At 62.4% G+C, this 17,571-nt stretch carries 21 protein-coding genes and 1 riboswitch; all 21 genes read left to right on the top strand.

Annotated features, from left to right (window positions below):
- The first annotated feature begins 17 nt into the window (after positions 1–17).
- On the top strand, positions 18–689 hold the full coding sequence (locus Q8M42_RS05235; RefSeq protein ID WP_304865186.1) for a DNA-3-methyladenine glycosylase I: 672 nt from the start codon (positions 18–20) through the stop codon (positions 687–689).
- A 91-nt stretch (positions 690–780) separates the two neighbouring features.
- Entirely contained in the window at positions 781–1,545 is a 765-nt protein-coding gene (locus tag Q8M42_RS05230) for an NAD-dependent deacylase (protein WP_370692700.1), read from the top strand.
- 76 nt (positions 1,546–1,621) lie between these two features.
- Positions 1,622–2,236 (top strand): C40 family peptidase, encoded by a 615-nt coding sequence (locus Q8M42_RS05225; protein ID WP_304865181.1) that lies wholly within the window; start codon positions 1,622–1,624, stop codon positions 2,234–2,236.
- A 159-nt stretch (positions 2,237–2,395) separates the two neighbouring features.
- Positions 2,396–2,920 carry a C40 family peptidase gene (locus tag Q8M42_RS05220; RefSeq protein WP_304865179.1) on the top strand — a complete coding sequence of 175 codons (525 nt, stop codon included), beginning with the start codon at positions 2,396–2,398 and terminating at the stop codon, positions 2,918–2,920.
- Positions 2,921–2,947: 27 nt separating this feature from the next.
- The gene (locus Q8M42_RS05215) at positions 2,948–3,610 is read left to right on the top strand and encodes an O-methyltransferase (protein ID WP_304865177.1); all 663 of its coding nucleotides are present in this window, start codon (positions 2,948–2,950) and stop codon (positions 3,608–3,610) included.
- Between the two features lie 6 nt (positions 3,611–3,616).
- Positions 3,617–3,937 carry a hypothetical protein gene (locus Q8M42_RS05210; protein WP_304865176.1) on the top strand — a complete coding sequence of 107 codons (321 nt, stop codon included), beginning with the start codon at positions 3,617–3,619 and terminating at the stop codon, positions 3,935–3,937.
- A 63-nt stretch (positions 3,938–4,000) separates the two neighbouring features.
- Positions 4,001–4,224: riboswitch (cobalamin riboswitch) on the top strand.
- A 109-nt stretch (positions 4,225–4,333) separates the two neighbouring features.
- Positions 4,334–4,945 (top strand): cob(I)yrinic acid a,c-diamide adenosyltransferase, encoded by a 612-nt coding sequence (cobO, locus tag Q8M42_RS05205; protein ID WP_304865174.1) that lies wholly within the window; start codon positions 4,334–4,336, stop codon positions 4,943–4,945.
- A complete protein-coding gene (locus tag Q8M42_RS05200) occupies positions 4,945–6,249 on the top strand; it encodes a cobyrinate a,c-diamide synthase (RefSeq protein WP_304865172.1) in 1,305 nt (434 codons plus the stop codon). The genes cobO and Q8M42_RS05200 overlap by 1 nt, the downstream gene beginning before the upstream one ends.
- Positions 6,246–6,893, top strand: coding sequence for a 5,6-dimethylbenzimidazole synthase (bluB, locus tag Q8M42_RS05195; RefSeq protein WP_304865170.1), 648 nt, complete (start codon positions 6,246–6,248; stop codon positions 6,891–6,893). The genes Q8M42_RS05200 and bluB overlap by 4 nt, the downstream gene beginning before the upstream one ends.
- A complete protein-coding gene (gene cbiB, locus Q8M42_RS05190) occupies positions 6,890–7,798 on the top strand; it encodes an adenosylcobinamide-phosphate synthase CbiB (RefSeq protein WP_304865168.1) in 909 nt (302 codons plus the stop codon). The genes bluB and cbiB overlap by 4 nt, the downstream gene beginning before the upstream one ends.
- A gap of 8 nt (positions 7,799–7,806) precedes the next feature.
- Positions 7,807–8,799 carry a threonine-phosphate decarboxylase CobD gene (cobD, locus tag Q8M42_RS05185; RefSeq protein ID WP_304865331.1) on the top strand — a complete coding sequence of 331 codons (993 nt, stop codon included), beginning with the start codon at positions 7,807–7,809 and terminating at the stop codon, positions 8,797–8,799.
- Complete coding sequence (locus Q8M42_RS05180; RefSeq protein ID WP_304865166.1) at positions 8,796–10,244, top strand: cobyric acid synthase; 1,449 nt, start codon at positions 8,796–8,798, stop codon at positions 10,242–10,244. The genes cobD and Q8M42_RS05180 overlap by 4 nt, the downstream gene beginning before the upstream one ends.
- A gap of 176 nt (positions 10,245–10,420) precedes the next feature.
- Positions 10,421–10,942: a bifunctional adenosylcobinamide kinase/adenosylcobinamide-phosphate guanylyltransferase gene (gene cobU, locus Q8M42_RS05175; protein WP_304865164.1), complete on the top strand. Its 522-nt coding sequence runs from the start codon at positions 10,421–10,423 to the stop codon at positions 10,940–10,942.
- Positions 10,939–11,994 carry a nicotinate-nucleotide--dimethylbenzimidazole phosphoribosyltransferase gene (gene cobT, locus Q8M42_RS05170; RefSeq protein ID WP_304865162.1) on the top strand — a complete coding sequence of 352 codons (1,056 nt, stop codon included), beginning with the start codon at positions 10,939–10,941 and terminating at the stop codon, positions 11,992–11,994. Before cobU ends, cobT begins: the two co-directional genes overlap by 4 nt.
- A complete protein-coding gene (gene cobC, locus Q8M42_RS05165) occupies positions 11,991–12,566 on the top strand; it encodes an alpha-ribazole phosphatase family protein (RefSeq protein WP_304865160.1) in 576 nt (191 codons plus the stop codon). Before cobT ends, cobC begins: the two co-directional genes overlap by 4 nt.
- A complete protein-coding gene (locus tag Q8M42_RS05160) occupies positions 12,563–13,288 on the top strand; it encodes an adenosylcobinamide-GDP ribazoletransferase (RefSeq protein ID WP_304865158.1) in 726 nt (241 codons plus the stop codon). The genes cobC and Q8M42_RS05160 overlap by 4 nt, the downstream gene beginning before the upstream one ends.
- Positions 13,289–13,323: 35 nt before the next feature.
- Positions 13,324–14,202, top strand: coding sequence for a hypothetical protein (locus Q8M42_RS05155; RefSeq protein WP_304865157.1), 879 nt, complete (start codon positions 13,324–13,326; stop codon positions 14,200–14,202).
- Positions 14,203–14,415: 213 nt separating this feature from the next.
- Positions 14,416–15,624: an MFS transporter gene (locus Q8M42_RS05150; protein WP_370692698.1), complete on the top strand. Its 1,209-nt coding sequence runs from the start codon at positions 14,416–14,418 to the stop codon at positions 15,622–15,624.
- Positions 15,621–15,746, top strand: a complete 126-nt coding sequence (locus Q8M42_RS05145) for a hypothetical protein (RefSeq protein ID WP_304865155.1) — start codon at positions 15,621–15,623, stop codon at positions 15,744–15,746. The genes Q8M42_RS05150 and Q8M42_RS05145 overlap by 4 nt, the downstream gene beginning before the upstream one ends.
- Before the next feature lie 40 nt (positions 15,747–15,786).
- Positions 15,787–16,338: a glutathione peroxidase gene (locus tag Q8M42_RS05140; RefSeq protein ID WP_370692697.1), complete on the top strand. Its 552-nt coding sequence runs from the start codon at positions 15,787–15,789 to the stop codon at positions 16,336–16,338.
- Positions 16,339–16,461: 123 nt separating this feature from the next.
- Entirely contained in the window at positions 16,462–17,388 is a 927-nt protein-coding gene (locus tag Q8M42_RS05135; protein ID WP_304865151.1) for a triacylglycerol lipase, read from the top strand.
- The last annotated feature ends 183 nt before the right edge of the window (positions 17,389–17,571 follow it).

Below are 17,571 nucleotides of genomic sequence, written 5' to 3'. Positions count from 1 at the left end.
GGCCCAAGGACTGTCCGATGCGCGATTACAAATGGCTTAACGAGTACTGCCTGAACCGCTTCGGCTCGGCCGCTGCGCTGGAGTCGATCCTGCCGCAGCCGCGCAGCGCCGAGGAGCTGCGCGCGATCAGTGATGATCGCTATCTGTCGGTGCTCAGCCTGCGGGTGTTTCGCGCCGGTTTAAAGCACAGCTTGGTGGACGCCAAGTGGCCGGCCTTCGAGCAGGTGTTCTTCGGTTTTGATCCAGAGAAAGTCGTGCTGATGGGCGCCGAGCGTCTGGAAAACCTGATGCAGGATGCGCGCATCATCCGCCATCTGGGCAAGCTCAAGAGTGTGCCGCGCAACGCCCAGTTCATCCTCGATGTGCAGAAGGACAAGGGCAGCTTCGGCGCGCTGATCGCCGACTGGCCGGTGAGCGATATCGTTGGCCTGTGGAAGTACCTGGCCAAGCACGGTAGCCAGCTCGGCGGGCTGTCTGCGCCGCGTTTTCTGCGCATGGTCGGCAAGGACACCTTTGTGCCCAGCGATGACATGGTCGCGGCACTCAAGGCGCAGAAGATCATCGACAAGGCGCCCACCAGCCTGAAAGAGCTGGCCGCCGTGCAAGCCGCGTTCAACCAATGGCACGAGCAGAGCGGGCGGCCGCTGTGTCAGCTGTCAGTGATGCTGGCACATACGGCTAACCACTGAGGCGGTAGGTGTAGGGTGGATGACGCTTTTCCATCCACCATGGCGCCGTTGCGGTGGACGAAAAGAGCGTCGACCACCCGGCGCATGAGGGATCGAGATGGACAAGGTCATTGCCCGTGTTGCCCAAGCAATCAAACAGGCTGAGCGCATCCTGCTGATCACCGGTGCCGGGCTGTCCGCCGACTCCGGTTTGCCCACCTATCGCGGCCTCGGCGGCCTGTATAACGGCCACACTGCCGAAGGCTTGCCGATTGAGGCGGCGTTGTCCGGCTCGATGCTGCAGCGTGATCCGGCGCTGTGCTGGAAATACCTGGCGGAGCTGGGCAAGGCTTGCCTGGGCGCCCAAGCTAATGCCGGGCACCATGCGATTGCCGAGCTGCAGCGCAGAAAGCCGCAATGCTGGCTGCTGACCCAGAATATCGACGGCTACCACCGCGCTGCTGGCAGTCCGATGGAGCGGGTGATCGAGATTCATGGTGAGCTGGCGCCGCTGTATTGTCAGTCCTGCGGCGCGGTTGACGCCGAGCTGGCAGAACATCTCGAGCGACCGCTGCCACCCAAATGCCGGCAGTGCGCCGGGGTGCTGCGCCCGCCCGTGGTGTTGTTCGAGGAAATGCTCCCCGAGCAGGCCATCAGTACGCTGTATGACGAGGTGCGCAAAGGTTTTGAGGTAGTAATCAGTATTGGTACCAGCGCAAGCTTCCCGTATATCGTCGAACCGCTGCTGCGTACCCGCCAGGCGGGCGGCTTTACCGTGGAGATCAACCCGCAGCGCACCGACTTGAGCGCTCGGGTGGATGTGCATCTGCAAGGGCGGGCGTTAGATGTTTTGCCGGAACTGCTGAGTCACATTTAGAGCCATAGAATTTGCAAATGCATGCCATAGAGGGCATAGTCGCGCTCTTGTGAAATTCACCGACACGGTCGTGCCCATGCTCAAACGCCTCGCACCCCTCGTGCCTATCGCACTCTCCCTGGTTCTGGCCGCCTGTGCCAACCATGCCCCGCAGCCGCAGCTGGCAACCCAGCCTGCAGTGTTCTCCTCGACAGACCTTGCCGAGTTTGACGAACAGGCCAAAGAAGCGGCTCTGGGCGACTTCACTGAAGAAAAATCCTACAAACTGCCGCAACTGGCTGACAGCATTCTGTCTCACGGCCTGTCGCTGGTGGGCACCCGTTACCGTTTTGGCGGCAGCTCGGTGAAGTCAGGCTTCGATTGCAGCGGCTTTATCGGTTATCTGTTCAAGGAAGAGCTGGGTATGCAATTGCCGCGCTCGTCCCGCGACATGATCAATATCGACGCACCGCTGGTTGAACGTGACGAGTTGGAGCCGGGCGATCTGCTGTTCTTCAGCACCAATGGCCGTAATCGCGTGAGCCATGCCGGCATCTATATGGGCGATAACCAGTTTATCCACTCCAGCAGCAGCCGCAGTGGCGGCGTGCGGGTCGATAGTCTGGATGATCGTTACTGGTCGCGTACCTTTATCGAGGCCAAACGTGCCCTGGCGCTGGCTCCAAGCGAGTCGGTTGTGCGTCACCCTTGAGTCTCGTGAGCTGCGACTGAATCTCTTCGGTCGCTGCGATTAATCGATACTCCAGCGCATCTCGATAGTTTTCAATAACCTGCCAACCAAAGCTAAAGCTTGCACTACGATGTGCAAGCCGGCAGAGTAGGGCGCATCTCGGCTCAGGATCGCTCGTCCATGACCGCTATCGCCCGTCTCAGCTTGATTGTGCTTGCCGCGCTGCTCAGTGCCTGCGCCAGCAATGCCCCTGCACCAACCCCAAAACCTGTTGTGCATGCACCTATCGGTAGCTTTAACGGCAATGCTGATGATGTGCTGTTTCGCGCACTTGGCTTGGTCGGCACGCCTTATCGCTACGGCGGCAATACCCCGGATGGCGGCTTTGATTGCAGTGGCCTGATTGGTTATGTCTACCGCGATGCAGCGGGCATCAGCCTGCCGCGCTCGACCCGCGAGCTGATCAGCATGCGCGCCCCGGCTGTTGGCCGCGACCGCCTGCAAAGTGGTGATCTGCTGTTTTTCGCCACCAATGGCGGCAGCCAGGTCAGCCATGCCGGTATCTATGTCGGCGATGGACGTTTTGTTCACGCGCCTTCCAGCGGCGGCACCGTACGCCTGGATAGCCTGAGCAATACCTACTGGCAGCGCACCTACCTGAACGCCAAGCGCGTATTCACCCCGGAACTGGCGCGCAACCCCTGACAGCTGTGATTTGCAGAGGGAGTTGGCATGACCAACCGAACGCTCAATCTCGATTCCGCCCTGTATCAATACCTGCTGAATGTCTCCCTGCGTGAAACATCGCTGCTCAAGCGCCTGCGTGAGGAAACCGCGCAGCTGAGCATGGCGCGTTGGCAGATTGCCCCCGAGCAGGGGCAGTTTATGGCCCTGCTGGTGCAGCTGACTGGCGCACGACGGATTGTTGAGGTCGGCACCTTTACCGGCTATAGCGCCATCTGCATGGCCCAGGCCATGGCCGAGGATGGTCGGCTGATCTGCTGTGATATCCCCGGCGAGTACAACGCCACGGCCGAGCGTTACTGGCGCGAAGCAGGGCTAAGCTCGCGTATCGAACAGCGCCTGGCCCCGGCGTTACAAACCCTTGCTGCACTGGAGGCTGAAGGTTTGGCTGGCAGTATCGACCTGCTGTTTATCGACGCCGACAAAGCCAATTACCCAGCCTATCTGGAACATGCCCTGCGCCTGGTGCGCCAGGGCGGACTGATCCTGTTCGATAACACCCTGTGGAGCGGGCGCGTGCTTGAGGAAAACCCCGAAAGCGTCGACACCCGCGCGATTCAAGCGCTGAATCTGGCACTGCATGATGATCCACGTATCGACCTGTCCCTGCTGCCGTTGGGCGATGGCCTGAGCCTGTGCCGTAAACGCTGAAACCGTATGCCCGAACCTATTCGTCTACCCGAACAACCTGATGCCTGCGAACTCTGCGCCCGTGCTGCCGCTTTGACGCGCCATCACCTGATCCCCAAGGCGCTGCACAACAAGGTCTATGTGCAGAAGCGCTTTGGCAAAAGCGAGCGCATCAGCGCCACGCTCTGGGTCTGCCGCGCCTGCCACAACCAGATCCACCGCCTGTTCAGCGAAAAGGAGCTGGCGCTGACCTACAACAACCGCGACAGCCTGCTCAGTGATGAATGCCTGCGTACCTTTGTTGAGTGGCTGGCCAGCAAGCCCGCAGGCTTTATGCCCAGGCATTGATCTGCCATTGATTCACGGGTGCAAGCGGCGCATTCGTTTGACGCTTAATCGCGAACTCTCTACCCTTCGCGCCTTGTAACAGGTGCCCCCGACGCTGTGCGTGTGCGGGGTGAAACTGGGAAGTCGGTGCGCTGTGTGTTTACGCCAGTCATTCCGACGCTGCCCCCGCAACGGTAAGTGAGTTAAACGCCGCGAGTGCCACTGTGCTGAATGCATGGGAAGGCGTGGCATAGAACCGCAAGGTTCGCTCACAAGCCCGGAGACCGGCCTGTTGCAGTCCACGGCATCGCGGAGGGCGATGGCTGGCGTGTGGTTTGCGCTGTGTGCAGGCCCGCGCTTTCCCTATCTCCGCATGCTTTTTCCAGCCAGATCGCCCTGTGGCGGTGGAGCAGTGCGATGACTGAATCGATTGAGCGTGACGCCCGGCACAAGGCGCGCATGGCCCGCAAGAAAGCCCTGATCGATGAAAAGATTGCCCAGGCCCAGGACGAGTACGGCCTGCTGCTGGTGCACAGCGGCAATGGCAAGGGCAAGAGCAGTAGCGCTTTTGGCATGGTCGCCCGCGCTCTGGGTCACGGCCTCAAGGTCGGCGTGGTGCAATTTATCAAGGGCGCGGCCAGTACCGGCGAAGAAACCTTCTTCCGCCGCTTTCCCGATGAAGTCAGCTACCACGTAATGGGCGAGGGCTTTACCTGGGAAACCCAGGATCGCCAGCGCGATATCGACAAGGCGCGCGAAGCCTGGGCGGTGGCGGCGCAGCTGTTGGACGACCCAGGCATAGGCCTGGTGGTGCTCGACGAACTGAATATCGCGCTGAAATACGGCTACCTGGAACTCGACGCGGTACTCGCCGATATCGAAGCGCGGCCGCTGCTGCAGCATGTGGTGGTAACCGGTCGCGGCGCGTTGCCGGGGATGATCGAGGCGGCGGACACCGTCACCGAGATGAGCCTGATCAAGCATGCGTTCAAGGCCGGGGTTAAGGCGCAGAAAGGGGTGGAGTACTGATGTCTGCACGTCAATGCCCCGCACTGCTGATCGCCGCCCCGGCTTCCGGCCAAGGCAAGACTACTGTTACCGCCGCGCTGGCGCGCTTGCATGCACGCCAGGGCAAGCGCGTGCGGGTGTTCAAGTGCGGCCCGGACTTTCTCGATCCGATGATTCTCGCTCGCGCCAGCGGTGCACCGGTGTATCAGCTCGATTTGTGGATGGTTGGCGAGGCGGAGAGCCGCAAGCTGCTCTGGGAAGCCGCAGGTGAAGCTGATCTGATTCTGATCGAAGGGGTGATGGGCCTGTTCGATGGCACGCCCTCGGCGGCCGACCTGGCGCGGCATTTCGGCGTGCCGGTGCTGGCGGTGATCGACGGTTCGGCCATGGCGCAGACCTTTGGTGCCATGGCCCATGGTCTGGCGACCTTTCAGTCTGATCTGCCGTTCTCCGGGGTGCTCGGCAACCGGGTTGGCAGCACGCGGCACGGCGAGATATTGCGCGACGCGCTACCAGCCTCGATCCGCTGGTACGGTGCTTTGCCGCGCAGCGCCGAAGTCGGCTTGCCGAGCCGCCATCTGGGCCTGGTGCAGGCGGGGGAACTGGCTGATCTGGATGCGCGCCTGGATGCCGCCGCCGATGCCTTGGCCGCCAGTGCCGATACCAGCCTGCCGCCGCCAGTCAGCTTCGCGGCGCCCGAGCAGGCAAGGCCCGCGCAATTGCTTAAGGGCGTGCGGATTGGCGTGGCGCGCGACAGCGCCTTTGCTTTTCTCTACCAGGCCAACCTCGATCTGCTGCGCGAACTGGGCGCCGAATTGACCTTCTTTTCACCGCTCAGCGATCAGCAACTGCCTGATATCGACAGCCTGTATCTGCCCGGCGGCTACCCGGAGCTGCACCTGGCCACGCTTGAAGCCAACCAGCCCATGGCCGAGGCAATCCGCGCTCACCACGAGGCAGGCAAACCGATCCACGCCGAGTGCGGCGGCATGCTCTATCTGCTCGATAAACTGACCGACAAGCAGGGCGCCAGCGGGCAGATGCTTGGCTTGTTAAGCGGCGAGGCCACCTTGCAACCGCGCATGACGGCCATGGCCTTGCAGCAGGCTGAGCTGCCGGAAGGGCTGCTGCGCGGCCACAGTTTCCACTACTCGGCACTCAGCAGCGAACTGCAACCGCTGACCCGTGGCGAGTGCCCGAACTACAAGCGCACCAGTGAAGCGGTCTATCGCCAGGGGCGGATGACGGCCTCCTATATCCACTTCTATCTGCCGTCCGATCCGGCTGCCGCCGCCGCGCTGTTTCTCCCCGGATCGCCGGCATGAGTGAGCAGGCCTTTAGCCCGCTAGAGCGCGCGGCGGTGTATCGCGCCATTGCCGAGCGTCGCGATATGCGTCATTTCAGCGGCGGCGAGGTCGCTCCTGCATTGCTCGCGCGCGTGCTCGAAGCCGCGCATCAGGCCCCAAGTGTCGGGTTGATGCAGCCTTGGCGCTTTATTCGCATCACCCGCCCGGCCTTGCGCGAGGCGATTCACGGTTTGGTGGAGGAGGAGCGCGTGCGCACCGCCGAGGCTCTGGGCGAGCGCAGTGACGAATTTATGCAGCTAAAGGTCGAGGGTATTCGCGACTGTGCCGAACTGTTGGTGGTGGCCCTGATGGAAGGGCGTGAGGCTCATGTGTTTGGTCGGCGCACCTTGCCGGAAATGGACTTGGCGTCGCTGGCCTGCGCGATTCAGAACCTCTGGCTAGCGGCGCGCGCCGAAGGCTTGGGGATGGGCTGGGTGTCACTGTTCGAGCCGCTGGCCTTGGCAAATTTGCTCGCTATGCCGACCGGCAGTAAACCGCTGGCGGTGCTGTGTCTGGGGCCAGTGACGGAGTTCTATGAGGCGCCGATGCTGGTGCAGCAAGGTTGGGCCGAGCCACGGCCGCTTAGCGAGTTGTTGTTCGAGAACAAATGGGGCACGTCATGAGCCTGGTTCTTAGCACCTGCGCCGGGGTCGCTCTGGATGCGATTTTTGGTGAGTCCAAGGGCTGGCATCCGTTAGTGGCCTTTGGTCGTATGGCCGAGCGTATCGAGCAGCGCTTCAATCCGGCGGGCGGCGGTTGGCGCAGCCACGGCGTCAGCGCATGGTGTCTGGCGGTGTTGCCGCTAACGTTGCTGGCTTGGCTGCTGAGCCAGATCAGCGGCTTGGGCTGGGCGGTGGAAATTCTTGCGCTGTACGCCGCTCTTGGCCTGAAAAGCCTGGGCGAGCATGCCATGCCGGTGGCCCAGGCGCTGCGCCTGGGCGATTTGCGTCTGGCGCGTGAGCGGGTCGGTTATATGGTCAGCCGCAATACCGCACAGTTGGATGCCGCTGGCGTGGCCCGCGCTGGCAGCGAGTCGGTGCTGGAAAACGGCAGCGACGCGGTGTTTGCCGCGTTGTTCTGGTTTGTGATTGCCGGTGCACCGGGTGTGGTGTTGTACCGCCTGAGCAATACCCTGGACGCCATGTGGGGTTACCGTAATGAGCGCTATGAACGTTTCGGTTGGGCTGCGGCGAAGATCGACGATGTTCTTAATTACATTCCCGCGCGTTTAGTGGCCCTGACCTATGCAGTGCTCGGCCGAACGCTGTTGGCGCTGCGCTGCTGGCGAAACCAAGCGCCACTGTGGGACAGCCCCAATGCCGGTCCGGTGATGGCCGCAGGCGCTGGGGCGCTGGGCGTTAGCCTGGGCGGCGCGGCGGAATATCACGGTGAGCTGCATATACGACCCGAGCTGGGCGCGGGCCCGCAACCCAAGGCACGCGATATCGAACGGGCACTCAATTTGGTCAACGGTGGCGTGTTGCTGTGGTTGGCGCTGCTGCTGTTGTGGGGGGCTTTTTATGCGTGAACCTTCTTATGCTTGAGCACGGTGGTCGTCTGCGCGCCGCGGCGCTGCGTTATGGCATTGCTTTGGCGGACTGGCTGGACCTGTCCACCGGTATCGCGCCATACGGTTGGCCGCTGCCGGCGATTCCCGCCAGTGCCTGGGCGCGCTTGCCCGAGCAGCAGGACGGCCTGGAAATCGCCGCACGCGATTACTACGGGGTAAGCAATCTGCTGCCGGTGGCCGGTTCCCAGGCGGCGATTCAGGCGCTGCCGCGTTTAGTGCGTAATGCCACTGTCGGTATCGTCTCGCCGGCCTATGCCGAACACGCGGCTGCCTGGCAACGCGAAGGCCACCGGCTGCTGGAACTTAGCGAAGGCGGTATTGAGCGGGCTCTGGAGCGCCTGGATGTGCTGCTGCTGGTCAATCCCAATAATCCAACCGGGCGGCGCATCGAACCCCTGCGTTTGCTGGACTGGCACGCACGTTTGGTTGAGCGCGGCGGCTGGCTAGTGGTGGATGAGGCCTTTATCGATTGCACCCCTGAGTTCAGCTTGGCGGTCTTTAGTGATCGACCTGGGCTGATCGTGCTGCGCTCGTTTGGCAAATTCTTCGGTTTGGCCGGTATTCGTCTGGGCTTTGTGTTGGCCCAGCCGTCTGTGCTGGAACAGCTGGCCGAATTGCTCGGCCCCTGGACTGTCAGCGGGCCGAGCCGGGTGGTGGCCACGGCGTTATTGCAGGATATGGCCGGCCAGCAGGTGCAGCGTGAGCGGTTGCTGGCCGATGGCGAGCGTCTGGCGGCGCTGCTGACTGCGCATGGGCTCAGCCCAACAGGCGGTTGCGCCTTATTCCAGTTCTGCTGCACACCACAGGCCGCCTTACTGCATGAATTTCTCGCTCTGCAGGGCATTCTCACTCGGTTGATTGACGCACCGCTGAGCCTGCGTTTTGGTCTGCCTCCCGATGAAGCCGGCTGGCAGCGTTTGCAGCAGGCGCTGGCGGTCTTCGCTGGAGAGTTGCCATGAGCACAGTGATGGTGCAGGGCACCACCTCGGATGCCGGCAAAAGCACCCTGGTAACTGCGCTATGCCGCTGGCTTAAGCGTCAAGGCGTCAGCGTGGTGCCGTTTAAACCGCAGAATATGGCGCTTAACAGTGCAGTTACCTCCGATGGCGGCGAAATCGGTCGCGCTCAAGCGGTACAGGCCCAAGCCGCCGGCTTGGCGCCGCACACCGATATGAATCCGGTATTGCTCAAGCCCAATAGCGACACTGGCGCCCAGGTGATCATCCACGGCCGTGCGCTTAGCAGCATGGATGCCGTGGCCTACCACGATTACAAAAAGGTGGCGATGCAGGCGGTGTTGCAATCGCACCAGCGCTTGAGCGCGGCCTATCCGGTGGTGATGGTGGAGGGTGCCGGTTCGCCAGCGGAGATCAACCTGCGCGCCGGCGATATCGCCAATATGGGCTTTGCCGAAGCGGTGGATTGCCCGGTGATTCTGATTGCCGATATCGACAAGGGCGGGGTGTTTGCCCATCTGGTCGGCACCCTGGCGCTGCTTTCCGCAAGCGAGCAGGCGCGGGTGCAGGGCTTTGTGATCAACCGTTTTCGCGGCGATATCGCCCTGTTGCAGCCTGGGCTGGATTGGCTGGAGCAGCGCACCGGCAAGCCGGTGCTGGGCGTATTGCCCTACCTGATGGATTTCCATCTGGAGGCCGAGGACGCCATTGATATTCGCCAGAGCGCCAAGACGGCCGAGCGGATCAAGGTGGTGGTGCCGGTATTGCCACGCATCAGCAACCACACCGATTTTGATCCGCTGCGCCTACATCCCCAGGTTGAATTGATCTTTGTCGGCCCTGGCCAGGCGATTCCTGCTGCTGACCTGATTATCCTGCCCGGCTCGAAAAGCGTGCGCAGCGATCTGGCGTTTCTGCGTCAGCAGGGCTGGCCGGCGGCCATTGCTAAGCACCTGCGTTACGGCGGCAAGCTACTCGGGATTTGCGGTGGTTTGCAGATGCTTGGCACGCAGATCGACGACCCCCATGGCCTGGAAGGCGCAGCGGGCTCAAGCCCAGGGCTGGAGCTGCTGGAGTTCAGCACCGTGCTGGAGCCGGAGAAGCAGCTGCGCAATGTGCGTGGCCAGCTGTGCCTGGAAAATGCCCCGGTTAGCGGTTACGAGATTCACGCCGGGGTCAGCTCTGGTCCAGGTTTGAACGCGGCCGTGCGGTTGGATGATGGTCGCGCCGATGGTGGCCTGAGCGCCGATGGCCAGGTACTCGGCACTTACCTGCATGGCCTGTTTGAAAGCAGCGAAGCCTGTAGCGCCTTGCTGCGCTGGGCCGGGCTGCGCGAGGTGCAGACAGTGGATTACCACGCCTTGCGTGAACGTGATATCGAGCGCCTGGCCGATCTGGTCGAAGCGCATCTGGATACGGCAAAACTGCGAACGTTATGTGGCCTGTAGGGTGGATCACGCTTTATCGATCCACCATGTGCGGCGGGATGGTGGATGTAAAAAGCGACATCCACCCTACAGCCTGTAGCCCGGATGCAATCCGGGAGCGGCTTGCGCGGCGCTGCGATTCCCCGGATTACAGCCGGGCTACGGATTGCGGGCGGTCAATTGAGCGAAGGTGAACCATGCATGAACTGATTCTCGGCGGTGCCCGTTCCGGCAAAAGCCGTCTGGCCGAGCGACTGGCGGCCGAGTACGGCCTGGCGGTCACCTATATCGCCACCAGCCAGCCGCTGGATGGCGAGATGAATACGCGCATTCAACATCATCGCGAGCGGCGCCCGGCGGCTTGGGGGCTGGTGGAAGAGCCGCTGGCCCTGGCTAAGGTACTGCGCGAGCAGGCGGGCGCGGATAAGTGCCTGCTGGTCGATTGCCTGACCCTGTGGCTGACCAATCTGTTAATGCTGGATGATCCGGCGCGCCTAAGCGCCGAGCGCGAGGCGTTGCTGGATTGCCTGGGCGACCTGCCGGGGCGGATTATGTTGGTCAGCAATGAAACCGGCCTGGGCGTGGTGCCGCTGGGTGAGCTGACCCGCCGTTATGTCGACGAGGCGGGCTGGCTGCATCAGGCCCTGGCTGAGCATTGTGAGCGTGTGGTGTTTACCGTGGCGGGTTTGCCGATGGTTCTCAAGGGGAATGCGCTATGAGTGAGCAATGGTGGCAACAGGGCTGTCAGGCGCTGGATATACCCGCACGCAGCAAGGCCCTGGCGCGCCAGCAGCAGCTGACCAAGCCGGCCGGCTCCCTCGGCCAGCTGGAGCAGTTGGCCATCGACCTGGCGGCCATGCAGGGTAGCCAGCGGCCCCAGGTCGAGCAGCTGTGGATCAGTATTTTTGCCGGCGATCATGGTGTGGTCGCCGAAGGTGTATCGGCGTTCCCTCAGGCGGTGACCGGGCAGATGCTGCGCAACTTCGTTAATGGCGGCGCGGCGATCAGCGTTTTGGCCAAACAGCTGGGCGCAACCCTTGAGGTGATCGACCTGGGCACCGCGCTGCCGTTGGAACCGCTGCGCGGCGTGCGTCATCTGCATATCGGTGCGGGCACGGCGAACTTCGCCCAGGGCCCGGCGATGACGGCCGCGCAGTTGCTGCTGGCCCTGGATGCCGGCCAGGCCAGCGTGCAGCTCGCCAGTGAAGCCGGCAGCCAGCTGTTTATCGGTGGCGAGATGGGCATCGGCAATACCACCGCCGCCACGGCCATGGCCTGCCTGCTGCTGGAGTGTGCGGCGCAGGAATTGGTCGGCCCCGGCACCGGCCTGAACAGCGCGGGCGTGGCGCATAAAGCCAAAGTGATCGAGATCGCGCTGGAGCTGCATCGCCCGGCGATCAGCGAACCCATCGATATCTTGCAACGCCTCGGTGGTTTCGAGATTGCCGCGCTGAGCGGTGCCTATCTGGCCTGCGCCCAGCAGGGTATTACCGCACTGGTGGATGGTTATATCTGCAGCGTTGCCGCCTTGCTGGCGGTACAGCTGAATCCGGCTTGCCGTGAATGGCTGCTGTTTGCCCACACGGGCGCCGAGCCCGGCCATCAGCGGGTGCTCAAGGCGCTGCAGGCCGAGCCACTGCTCGATCTGGGCCTGCGCCTGGGTGAGGGCAGTGGGGCCGCCCTGGCCGTGCCGCTGCTGCAACTGGCCTGCAGCCTGCACAACGAGATGGCCACCTTTGCCGAGGCGGCGGTGGCCGAGCGCCCTGCATGACGGTCTATCTGGAACTGCTGCGCCATGGTGAAACCGAGCTGGGCGGCGGCCTGCGCGGCAGCCTCGACGATGCCCTGACCGAAACCGGCTGGGCGCAGCTGCGCGCGGCGGTGGCTGACGGTAGTCGCTGGGATCGTTTGATCAGCTCGCCCTTGCAGCGCTGCGCGCGTTTTGCCGAAGAGCTGGCGACGCAGCACGGCGTGCCGCTCAGTCTGGAGCCTGATCTGCAGGAACTGCATTTCGGCGCGTGGGAAGGGCGCAGCACGGCCGAGCTGATGCAGACCAGCGCAGAAGAGTTGGGCCGTTTCTGGAGTGACCCCTATGGCTTTACCCCGCCCGAAGGCGAGCCGTTGCTGGCCTTCGAGGCGCGAATATTGAGTGCCTTGCAACGCTTGCAGGCACGCCATGCTGGCGAGCGCTTGCTGTTGGTGACCCATGGCGGAGTGATCCGTCTGCTGCTGGCGCGTGCCCGTGGCTTGCCGCGCAATGATCTGCTGCAGGTGCCGGTCGGCTATGCCGAGCGCTATCAGCTGTGCCTGGATGAACAGGGACAGTTGTGGGAGCGCGCATGACGCCGTGGTGGATTGCCCTGCAATTTCTTACCCGTTTGCCGGTGACCCTGGCAGGCATGCCGACGCCTGAACAGGTCGGTCGCTCACTGTTGTTCTACCCGCTGGTGGGGCTGTTGATCGGCCTGTTGCTGCTTGCGGCGCATCACCTGCTGGGCGATAGCGCGGTGCTGTTGCAGGCGGCGCTGCTGCTGACGCTGTGGGTGGGTATCAGCGGCGGTCTGCATCTGGATGGCCTGGCCGACAGCGCCGATGCCTGGGTGGGCGGCTTTGGCGATAAGCAGCGCACCCTGGCCATTATGAAAGACCCGCGCAGCGGGCCGATTGCGGTGGTGGTGCTGGTACTGCTGTTATTGCTCAAGTTTGCTGCGCTGGTGGCCTTGCTGGAGAGCGGCTCAGGGTTGCTGGTGGTGCTGGTGCCCTGGCTGGCGCGCTGTCTGCTGCCGCTGCTGTTTCTGACCACCGCCTATGTGCGCGCTGGCGGCCTCGGTCAGGCGTTGGCCGAGCATCTGCCGCGCCGGCAACTGCCTTGGGTGCTGGGCACCAATGCGCTGGCCATGTTGCTGTTCGGCTGGCCGGCGCTGCTGGCCTTACTGGTGGCCGGTGGCGTGTTTATCTGGCTGCGCAGCTTGATGCTCAAACGCCTGGATGGCACCACCGGTGATACCGCCGGGGCACTGCTGGAAATAGCCGAGTGCGCGGTGCTGGTGGCGTTGGCCTGCTAGCGTGTAGGGACAGCAAGACGTAGAGGATGTATAGGGTGCACAGGCCGTTTTACTCGACGCTGTTGGCGGCATTGTTTGGGTGTGCAGGCGTATTGCAGGCCGAGGAGCTAGTGTGGGCCGTTGTGCCGATTCCGGGTGCCTTCAATGTGCGTGATGGTCAGGTGGTTGATGGCGTTCTGTTCGAGGCCATGCAACTGTTGGCTACACGCCTGCCGGAGCTGCAGATGCGCTACGAAGTGTTGCCCATGGCTCGCGTCGAACAGCGCATGGGCGAGCAGGGCGAAATGTGCAGCAGCGGCCAGCTGCAGAGTCCCGAGCGCGATCAGCAGGGTTACTTCGTACCCTATGTGGCGACTACGCCGATTCATGTGCTGGTACGCAGGCAGACCCTGGATCAACTGCTGATCGAAGACGGTCAGGTCAGCCTCGACTGGCTGTTCGGCAATCCCTATCTGCGCGGCGCTCTGGCCAAGAGTCGGGTCTATCCCGCGCCGATTCGTCAGCGCTTGCTTCAGGCGCGCGCCGAAGGGCACCTCCCCGAGCTGGGTGGCAGCCAGGGTGGGGAAAACCTGCTGCTGATGGTCAGCCATCACCGTCTGGATTATGTCTTCGATTACCCGGTGATCTACACCGAGGTGATGCGCCATTTCAGCCTCAGTGATGCGCTGGTCAGTGTGCCGCTGCGGGAGAATGCTGAGCTGGTGACCGTGGGCATCTATTGCTCACGCACGCCATGGGGCGCGCGCATGGCCGGGCGTCTCGATCAGGCCATTCGTGAGCTTTCGGCCGCGCCCGCCAGCACCCTGGCGATCTACCAACGCTGGCTGCCTCCCGAGGTGTACAGCCATTACCACGATGCGTTGCTGCAGTTTTTTGCTCAGCGCGCCAGCGCCGCACCGTTGCTGTTCGATTAGTCGGCCGTTTTCAACGCAGGCTTGCCCGCGCCGGTAGTTTTATCAGCGGCCTGTTAGTCGATGGTCGGCTTGCCGGCACGCTCAATTCGGGGTGCAATCTGTAGCACTGGATTGCCGAACAGCTGTAGCTGTTACCTTGCCGGGTAGGGGTATATACCTGCGCCATATTGCCGATTTCTCGATAAGCGGGTCGCTACCCGTAAAGGACAACCTATGACTTCGTTGTGGCGCAGCAGTGGCTGGTTAATGCTGGGCGCATCGCTGGTCCTGGCGCTGTCGCTGGGTATTCGCCATGGCTTTGGCTTGTTCCTGCCGCCGATGAGCGCCGAGTTCGGCTGGGGGCGTGAGGTGTTCGCCTTCGCCATCGCCTTGCAAAACCTGATCTGGGGGCTGACTCAGCCGTTTACCGGTGCTCTGGCTGACCGTTTTGGCGCCAAACGTACGGTGATTGTCGGCGGCATTCTGTATGCCATTGGTCTCGGTTGCATGGGCCTGGCCGATTCGCCAATGAGCCTGTCGCTGAGCGCCGGGTTGCTGATCGGCATCGGTTTGTCCGGCACCTCGTTCTCGGTGATTCTCGGTGCAGTGGGCCGCGCCGTGCCGATGGAAAAACGCAGCATGGCTATGGGCATCGCTGCGGCGGCCGGCTCCTTTGGCCAGTTCGCCATGCTCCCCGGCACCCTGGGCCTGCTTAGTTGGCTCGGCTGGTCGGTGGCGTTGATGGCGCTGGGCCTGCTGGTGGCGCTGATCATACCGCTGGCGGCAATGCTCAAGGACACGCCATTACCGCTTACCGGCCAGGAACAGACATTGGGCGAGGCCTTACGCGAGGCCTGCAGTCATTCCGGCTTCTGGCTGTTGGCGCTGGGCTTTTTCGTCTGTGGCTTTCAGGTGGTGTTTATCGGTGTGCATCTGCCGGCCTATCTGGTTGATCAGCATTTGCCAGCCTTGGTCGGCACCACGGTGCTGGCGCTGGTCGGTTTGTTCAATATCTTCGGTACCTATATCGCCGGCTGGCTGGGCGGGCGGATGTCTAAACCGCGTCTGCTCAGCGCTTTGTATCTGGCGCGTGCGGTGGTGATTGTGGCGTTTCTTATGACGCCGCTGACGGTGTGGAGCGCCTATGCCTTTGGTGTGGCCATGGGCCTGTTGTGGCTGTCCACGGTGCCACTGACCAACGGCACGGTGGCGACCCTGTTCGGCGTGCGCAACCTGTCGATGCTTGGCGGCATCGTTTTTTTGTTCCACCAGCTGGGGGCGTTTCTCGGCGGCTGGATGGGCGGCTATCTGTATGACCATACTGGCAGTTATGATCTGGTCTGGCAGCTTGCTGTGCTGCTCAGCCTGCTGGCCGCCGCACTGAACTGGCCAGTACGCGAGCTACCCGTGGCGCGCTTGCAACAACAGGAGGCGAATGCATGAATACCGACTATGGCTGGAACACCGCGCTGGTGATGGCCGGCATGTTGGCTTTGGGCCTGGCCTGGTGGGGCTGGCTGCAAAGTGGTTTGGCCTTTCTGCAGCTGGGTTTGGGCGTATGTTAAGGCTGTTAGTCTGTCTTTCCAGTTACTCAAGGTGATGCGTATGTGGCGTTATTCCCAGCTGGTTGTCGTTCTGCTCAGTGCTTGGATTGGCCATGCGCAGGCTGCCGAATGCCCGGCGTTACTGCAGGGTGAGGTGCAGAAGCTGCGCAGCGCAGAGCGTATCGACCTGTGTGCACAGTTTGCCGGCAAGCCGCTGGTGGTGGTCAATACTGCCAGCTTCTGCGGCTTTACCCCTCAGTTTAAAGGCCTTGAAGCGCTCTACCAGCGCTACAGGGAGCAGGGCCTGCAAATCCTCGGTGTGCCTTCCGATGACTTCCGCCAGGAGGCCGACAGCAGCGAAGAAACCGCCAAGGTCTGCTACGTCAACTACGGTGTGACCTTCCCCATGAGCGAGACCCAGCGGGTTACCGGTAGCGATGCGCTGCCGCTGTTCAAGGAACTCGCTGCGCAAAGCCAGGCGCCGCGCTGGAATTTCTCCAAGTATGTGATCGACGCCCAGGGCAAGGTGATCGCCAGCTTCCCCAGTAGCACCACCCCGGATGATCTGGCATTCCTGGCCGCCGTCGAGCAGGCGATTGCTTCGCAGCGTTGAAACCAGGGTGGGTTAGCGCCTCACCCATCTGGGCGATAGCCCATACCGCAGCACCTCCTTAGAGTTGTGAGTACGCCGGACGCAGTTTCCCGGCGTGCCAACAAGAAAAATAAGGAGGCACCCATGCGTCGCGTTATTACTTCTGCTCTAGCTGTATGCGCCCTGGTCGGAGCGGTTGAGGCCCAGGCCAATTACACCAAGACCAAATACCCGATCGTGCTGGTGCACGGGGTGACCGGCTTCGACACCATCGGCGGCCTGATCAACTATTTCCACACCATCCCCTGGAACCTCGAGCGCGATGGCGCCAAGGTCTATGTGGCCAGTGTGTCGGCACTCAATGACAGCGAACAGCGCGGCGCAGCACTGGCCCAGCAGATTGTGCCGTGGGCCAGTGCCAATGGCGGCAAGGTCAACCTGATCGGTCACAGCCAGGGTTCGCCAACCTCGCGTGTTGCCGCCTCGTTGCGTCCCGATCTGGTGGCCTCGGTAACCTCGGTCAATGGGGTGAATAAAGGCTCGAAAGTTGCCGATGTGCTGCGCGGTGTGATCCCGCCGAACAGCGCCATCGAAGGCGGGGCCAATGGCCTGGCCAACGCCATTGGCGCGGTGATCAACCTACTGTCTGGCAGCAGCAACCCGCAAAACGGCCTGGCCGCGCTGAAAACCCTGACTACTGCCGGCACCACTGCATTGAATGGTCGCCACCCCTGGGGCGTGAACAGCAGCAGCTACTGCGCCAAGTCCACTGAAGTGCACAACGTGCGCGGGTACAACATCCGTTACTACTCCTGGACCGGCAACACCTCCTACACCAACGTCTTTGATGCGGTCGATCCGTTCCTCGCCATCACCGGACTGGCCTTTGGTAGCGAAAAGAACGACGGCCTGGTCGGCGTCTGCTCCACCTACCTGGGGCAGGTGATCGGTGATGACTACAACATGAACCACGTGGATGCGATCAATCACCTCTTTGGTGTGCGTGGCTGGACCGAGCCGGTTTCGCTGTATCGCCAACATGCCAACCGCCTGAAAAGCAAAGGCGTCTGACCGTCACCCCGGCGGGCTGCGCCATGCAGCCCGCATTCTGGAGGTCATATGGCCCTGTCGTTGCGCTCAACTGTTCCCCTCTTGGTACTGGCCGGCAGCGTTGCCGGCCTTACGCTTTACTGGCAGTGGCCAGCCGCTGAGTTACCCGTCGCGCCTGGCGCTTCTGCTGCCGCTACGGCGCCT

Source organism: Pseudomonas sp., from assembly GCF_030684895.1.
GTDB lineage: Bacteria > Pseudomonadota > Gammaproteobacteria > Pseudomonadales > Pseudomonadaceae > Aquipseudomonas.
Note: the sequence above shows the minus strand (reverse complement) of the source record. Positions and strands in the feature narration are given on the sequence as shown.